Source organism: Hoeflea sp. (assembly GCF_039975035.1).
GTDB lineage: Bacteria > Pseudomonadota > Alphaproteobacteria > Rhizobiales > Rhizobiaceae > Hoeflea.
In genome coordinates this window covers 20837-27328 of record NZ_JBDWHW010000189.1, presented here as the reverse complement: position 1 = coordinate 27328, position 6492 = coordinate 20837, and the positions used below count along the sequence as shown (strand labels likewise).

General features: G+C 60.3%; 5 protein-coding genes. 3 read left to right on the top strand and 2 right to left on the bottom strand.

The genetic code is table 11. From position 1 onward, the window contains the following. Window positions 1–1324: acyl-CoA dehydrogenase family protein (locus ABJN75_RS17045; protein ID WP_348440779.1), on the bottom strand; the 1324-nt coding region annotated here is incomplete at its 3' end. Between the two features lie 450 nt (window positions 1325–1774). On the opposite strand from ABJN75_RS17045, the gene ABJN75_RS17040 reads away from it, so the two are divergent. Further along, window positions 1775–2746, top strand: coding sequence for an L-threonylcarbamoyladenylate synthase (locus ABJN75_RS17040; RefSeq protein WP_348440778.1), 972 nt, complete (start codon window positions 1775–1777; stop codon window positions 2744–2746). Between the two features lie 40 nt (window positions 2747–2786). Here the strand turns inward: ABJN75_RS17040 and ABJN75_RS17035 are convergent, their stop codons facing one another. Continuing rightward, complete coding sequence (locus ABJN75_RS17035) at window positions 2787–4079, bottom strand: pilus assembly protein TadG-related protein (RefSeq protein ID WP_348440777.1); 1293 nt, start codon at window positions 4077–4079, stop codon at window positions 2787–2789. A 209-nt stretch (window positions 4080–4288) separates the two neighbouring features. Between ABJN75_RS17035 and ABJN75_RS17030 the strand changes: the two genes are divergently transcribed. Together ABJN75_RS17030 and ABJN75_RS17025 are read left to right on the top strand one after the other, a co-directional pair. After that, entirely contained in the window at window positions 4289–5722 is a 1434-nt protein-coding gene (locus ABJN75_RS17030; protein ID WP_348440776.1) for an FAD-binding oxidoreductase, read from the top strand. A 184-nt stretch (window positions 5723–5906) separates the two neighbouring features. After that, complete coding sequence (locus ABJN75_RS17025) at window positions 5907–6473, top strand: DUF6101 family protein (protein ID WP_348440775.1); 567 nt, start codon at window positions 5907–5909, stop codon at window positions 6471–6473. The last annotated feature ends 19 nt before the right edge of the window (window positions 6474–6492 follow it).

Below are 6492 nucleotides of genomic sequence, written 5' to 3'. Positions count from 1 at the left end.
CGTAGATCGGCGCGATGCGGGCATCGCGCAGCAGCCGGGCTGCGCCGGTTTCCTCGATGAACCCCATGCCGCCATGCACCTGCACGCCGAGCGAGGCGACCTCGAAACCGATATCGGTGGCAAACGCCTTGGCGATCGGGGTGATCAGGCTGGCACGCTCGGACCAGGCCTTGGCCTCGTCGCCTTCGCTGACGCGGGCCATGTCGAGCGCTTCGGCGCAGGAATAGCAAATCGCGCGGGCTCCTTGCGTCAGCGCCTTCATGGTCATCAGCATGCGGGCGACATCGGGGTGTTCGATAATCGGGCTCATGCCCTCGCCCTTGTGACCGGGCGCGCGGCCCTGGGTGCGGTCCCTGGCGTAGGCGAGTGCCTTCTGGTAGGCGGTTTCGGCAACCGCCACGCCCTGCATGCCGACGGCAAGACGGGCGTTGTTCATCATCGTGAACATGCAGGCAAGACCGCGATTCTCCTCGCCGATCAGCCAACCGATGGCGCCGGGCTCGCTGCCGAACTTGCCGTCGCCGTAGATCATGGTGCAGGTCGGCGAGGCGTGAATGCCGAGCTTGTGCTCGAGCCCCGAGCAGAACACATCATTGCGCTCGCCCAGCGATCCGTCATCGCCGACAAAGAATTTCGGCACCAGAAACAGCGAGATACCGCGTGTGCCGGCAGGAGCGTCAGGCAATCGCGCCAGCACCAGATGGACGATATTGTCGGTGAAATCATGCTCGCCATAGGTGATGAAGATCTTCTGGCCGTAAATCCGATAGGTGCCGTCGCCGACAGGCACGGCGCGCGCCTTGAGCGCATTGAGATCGGAACCGGCCTGCGGCTCGGTGAGGTTCATCGTCCCCATCCATTCGCCGGTTACCAGCTTTTCGAGATACTTTGCCTTGAGCTCATCGGAGGCATGCTTGTCCAGCGCCTCGATCGCACCCATGGTCAGGATCGGTCCGATGGCAAAGGCGAGTGATGCGGAGTTCCACATTTCGAGTGCCGCCACGGACAGCAGCATCGGCAGGCCCTGGCCGCCGAATTCCTCAGGGCCGGTCAGGCCGTTCCAGCCGCCCGCGATCCAGTTCTGGTAGAGTTCCTTCCAGCCCGGCGGCGTCGTCACCGCGCCATCAGCCAGAACCGCACCTTGACGGTCGCCGATCTCGTTGAGGGGGGCCACTTCATCGGAGGCGAAACGTCCGGCTTCAGCAAGAATGGCGTCGACAAGATCCTCACCCAGATCCCCGAAACGACCGGCATCGAGCGCCTTGCGAAGGCCCGCAACCGATTTGAGCGTGTGAGCGATTTCCTCTACCGGCGCACGATACATGTGATTTCCTCCCTGCTTTCAGGCTTCCATTGCGGCATGATGATATTCCGCCATGGCTAAGTGGTTTTTACGTAAACGTCAATTTGGGTGTTGGACTTTGACCCGCGTTTTCCCAGGACCCCTGACGCCGTGGCGTCCCGGGTCAAAACAAGTTTGGCTCTTGTAAAACCAAAACGAAGATCTTCGCAACGGGTGAGGCTGGATGATTATGGTGCGGATGGCGGGAAAACACGCACCTTGCGATCAGGGCTGCGGGATACCAGGGGTTACAAGGATTGCGCGGCAGGGCTGCGAGAGCATCACCGCGTCCACCGCAGACCGGTTCCCCAACCAGCAGGTTTGAGCAGTCTGGGCGGTTCATTCCGGTATGATGGAATCCCGCGTGACACGCCTTTTGTTGCGTCGACAGGGTGTGCCTGCTAGAGCGGCGACAGGTTTATTGGACAGATCATGGCGCGTATTCTCCCTATCCCGGACCCAGCCACGCTCGGGCTTGCAATCCAAGCTTTGCGGCGTGGCGAAGCCGTGGCGATTCCGACAGAGACAGTGTACGGGCTGGCCGCAGATGCCACCAATGCCGCCGCGATTGCCTCCATCTACGAGGCCAAGGGACGCCCGCGCTTCAATCCGTTGATATCGCATGTGTCCGGTATCGAGATGGCGAAAGCGCATGTGCAGTTCTCGCCGCTTGCGGAAAAACTTGCCGAAGCGTTTTGGCCCGGCGCGCTGACGCTGGTGCTGCCGCTGAGCCAGACCAGCGGAATTCATCCGCTTGCCACAGCCGGATTGCCCACCGCGGCTGTGCGCATGCCGGAAGGGTTTGCCCGCGATCTGATTGCCGCGTTCGGACAGCCGCTTGCCGCGCCGAGCGCCAACCGCTCGGGCCGCGTCAGCCCGACATCGGCCCGGCACGTCATGGAGGATCTCAGCGAGCGTATCGGCCTGATCCTGGACGGCGGCAGTTGCCGCATCGGCGTGGAATCGACCATACTGGCCGTGGAAGACGGCGGCTTGCGGCTGCTCAGACCCGGAGGCATCCCGGTCGAAGCCATTGAAGAAATCACCGGCCGGCCGGTCGAGCGCCATGCATCACTGTCGGGGGAAACCCTCATCGCACCGGGGATGCTGGTGTCGCATTACGCGCCGGATGCCAAAGTGCGCTTGAATGTCACCGATGTCAGGCCTGGCGAGATTTTGATCCGGTTCGGCGGAGCGCCGGTCGAGGGAGAAGACAAAGCCGTGGCGATCATGGATTTGTCGCCTTCCGGCGATTTGCGCGAAGCCGCCGCGAACCTGTTTGATTATTTCAAACGCGCCGATGCATCGGGTGCATCAGCGATCGCCGTGGCGCCGATTCCAGCTCACAGCCTGGGCGAAGCCATCAATGACCGGCTGACCCGGGCCGCCGCGCCGCGCGACTAGCCGATTGTGCCGACAGGGTTTCACCCCGGCGAAATGTGGCCTACCCGGTCAACAGCGGCGTGTTGATGATCTTCTTGAACAGGGTTGTCATGGCATGGCTGATACCTTCGGTCGGGCTCACCTCGAAGAACCACCCCGGGGAGGCACATTCTTCCATCAGAACCGGAATTTCGCTCTGGAACGGCGCGATCCACGAATTGTACCAGTTATTGGTGGGAAGCGGCAGGTAGGTGGTGTAGAGCACCGCGATCTTGAAGCCATCGTCCTTCAACGCCTTGCAGTAAGTGACATCAATAGGCTCCTGGCACCTGCCGCCGGAGGTGGTGTTTTTCGTGCAATCGGCGGGCTTGTAGCTGTCACCTACGCCATCGGACACGAAGAACAGGATTTTCTCCGGTGAAGACGCCGTCAGACCGGCTCCGGCAACTCCCATTTTCTCACCGATCTGTTTTAGCGCACGGTCAAAATCGGTCTGCTGATCATTGTCGTATCCCTGCTCGGGGATCGACATCAGTTCGACCCCGCCGGCTTTCGATTTTGCATTGGTCAGGTCAGCCGTCGGAGCAACCACCTCGAGCAGCTTTGTATCTTCGGCCTTCTCGCCGAAAGTGTAGACACCCATACGATACTGGCTTGGGGACTTGCGGGACTCCTTGGCCGTATCCATCAAGGCCGCAGCCGCCTGCGCCACCACGTTGATGCGGGTGGTTACGCCGAGACTTTTCGCAAGATTGTAATAACTTCCAAGATCTTCTACACCATCCTTGACAATATGACAGGCAAAAGCGCATTTGTCGGATGTATTTGCAACCATCGTTGCCACATCCACCGGCGTCGCGCCCACACCCATTGATGGCGTGTTGTCAAGCAGAAGGTAAAAATCCCGATAGACCTCGGTTTGATATTCGACGGTGGCGCTGCCTGCGACCTTGATATTATCCTGGCCCAGCACTCTGGACAGAGTGGTGGGAACAGAAACCACATAGCTGATGACGGAATACAGGATCCCGTTCTTTTTCACGACTTTTGCTTCGATACTGTCAACAGTGAAACCTGTCTCGTTCTCAAGCTGAGCCTTGAAGAAGGTGACGGAGTCCGATTTACCAATGGCAATCTCGCCGTCACCCGACATCGCAAGAGCTGTCTGTACACCATCGGAGCTTTCCGAAATTGCCGCGACCGCGGCGGCGTCAGCCGCGCCTTGCACCTGAGTATTGACGGCACTCGCATTGGAGTAATCAAGAGCCAGTCCGGCCGCGCCAACAACCGGCACCAGCAAAACAGCGAACATCAATCCGAAATTGCCTGAACGATCTCTGAGAAAATGCTGCATTGTGGATCACCCTCTTATCCATAGTTTTCTAGACGCAAAAAGCTAAGAAACGTTGAAACCTGTATTTCAGGTTTCATTGCATCCCGGTTTCACGTCCTGACACTTCTTCTCGCGCGCCCTCCGGCACGTCTTCCTGCACAGGCTGTACAAGGTGCAAAACGCGTTTGCGGCACTCGACTTCAGACCGGCGCGGCGATACACATTTTTGCATGCTGACACCCTTGATCGATTCCGCGCTGATTGAGCGCTTTGCCGCGATAACAGGCGCGCGTTACGCCGTGACCTCCCCGAGCGACATTGCCCCGCATCTGCTCGAGCTGCGCGGCCTTTTCCAGGGCGAAAGTCCGCTGGTGCTGCGCCCGGCCAACACCGAAGAAGTTTCGGCGATCATGCGGCTGGCATACGAGACCGGCACCGCCGTGGTGCCCCAGGGCGGCAATACCGGTCTGGTTGGCGCGCAAACGCCGCGGGCCGGGAGAGGCGAGATCGTGCTGTCACTGTCACGGCTCAACAAGATCCGCTCGCTCGATCCGGTCGGCCAGACTATGCTGGCCGAGGCCGGCGTCGTGCTTGCGCAGGCGCAACAGGCTGCCCATGACCAGGGATTGCTGTTTCCGCTGTCGCTGGGATCGGAAGGCTCGTGCCAGATCGGCGGCAACCTCTCGTCCAATGCCGGTGGAACCGCGGTGCTCGCCTACGGCAACATGCGTCAGCTCTGTCTCGGGCTCGAGGTGGTGCTGCCCGACGGGGAAATCTGGCAGGGACTCAGATCGCTGAAGAAAGACAATACCGGCTATGATCTGCGCGACCTGTTCATCGGCGCGGAAGGCACGCTTGGCGTGATCACCGCGGCCATGCTGAAACTGTTCCCCGCACCGCGCGGACACGAGACCATCTTTGCCGGCGTCGACAATCCGGAAACCGCGCTCAGGCTGTTCCGTCTGGCGCAGGATTATTGCGGACATTCGCTGACCGGTTTCGAATTGATGCCACGCATCGGCGTCGAATTCACGGTGAGGCACATAGAAGGCATTCGCGATCCGCTTGGCGAGCCGCATCCGTGGTACGCGCTCATCGATATTTCATCGGGTCAATCGCAGGAAGCCGCACGGGCGATGCTGGAAGGCCTGTTCATCGCCGCCGATGAACAGGGACTGATCCGCGATGCCGCCGCCGCGGAGACCGAGGCGCAACGCCAGGCCTTCTGGAACCTGAGGGAATCGCTGTCGTGGGCACAGAAACCCGAAGGCGGCTCTATCAAGCATGATGTCTCTGTTCCGGTGGCGCAGGTACCCAAGTTCCTGGCCCGCGCCGACCAGGCGGTGCTGAAGGCAATGCCTGACGCACGCATTGTCGCCTTCGGCCACATGGGTGATGGCAATATCCATTACAACATCTCGCAGGCCCCCGGCGCCGACACGGATGCCTTTCTGGCGCGCTGGAGCGAGATGAGCAAAATCGTGCATGAAATCGTGCTGGATCTGAACGGGTCGATCTCCGCCGAGCACGGCATAGGACAACTCAAGCGCGACGAGCTTGCCGCCATCAGGTCGCCCGTCGAAATCGCGCTGATGCACAAGATCAAGGATGCGTTTGATCCCAAGGGCATCATGAATCCGGGCAAGGTGCTTGTCTCCCGGTAACCTTTCCAAATCGGAAATGGGACGGTGGTCTTTCGCTAACCATTTCCAATGCATAGCTTTTCTTAACCCAGAATTTTAAGCCGACGGGAACGGCATTGGGTCATGTTGCTTCGTGTGAGAGGGCGAAAAGCCCCGGATGAGAAGACCGGATAACCGGCTCTCAAGAGTTACAGAGGCGTTAGACATGACCAATACCGTATTGAAGCCCGTATGGGCCGGGTTCGAATTGCGGCTCGATCCAAACCACTTCCCGCAGCGCGTGTCCTATGCGGCACGTGACGAGCGTGACGAAATTTCGGTAACACTCGACAGCCGCGGAGCCGTTATCCGTAAAGTCCTGTCGAAATCTGGACTGCCGTTGTCGATTGCCCTGCCCGCTCGCGCCTTCAAGGGTGTCGCCGCGCGGGCTATCGATCATGGCGACGGCACGGTGACAGTGACACTGGAACTGCACCACACCGACCCGGCCCTGTGCGTGCCGCTTCTGGTCGCCCATGATCTCGATGACATTGCCGCCGACTGGCGCGCCTGGGCCGAACTCTACGGCCTGCCGATGATGATGGTGGAAGCCGATGGCGTTGCCCGCCCGCTTGAAGACGGAACACCGCTGTCGACCGGCGGCGCCCCATCGCGGCGGCGCCGTCATCACCAGATCGCCGATCGCCGGCCGCGTTTCCTCGTGCGCCGCTCGACCGGCAAGATGGGTTTTCGCATGAAGATCGAAGGCCGCGAGATCATCGCCCGCCGCTGACAGGCCAAATTCGATCACC

Excerpts from the sequence above, each read along its gene's own strand:
- ABJN75_RS17040 (WP_348440778.1), top strand. The coding sequence starts at position 1,775 with ATGGCGCGTATTCTCCCTATCCCGGACCCAGCCACGCTCGGGCTTGCA.
- ABJN75_RS17035 (WP_348440777.1), bottom strand. The coding sequence starts at position 4,079 with ATGCAGCATTTTCTCAGAGATCGTTCAGGCAATTTCGGATTGATGTTC.
- ABJN75_RS17030 (WP_348440776.1), top strand. The coding sequence starts at position 4,289 with ATGCTGACACCCTTGATCGATTCCGCGCTGATTGAGCGCTTTGCCGCG.
- ABJN75_RS17025 (WP_348440775.1), top strand. The coding sequence starts at position 5,907 with ATGACCAATACCGTATTGAAGCCCGTATGGGCCGGGTTCGAATTGCGG.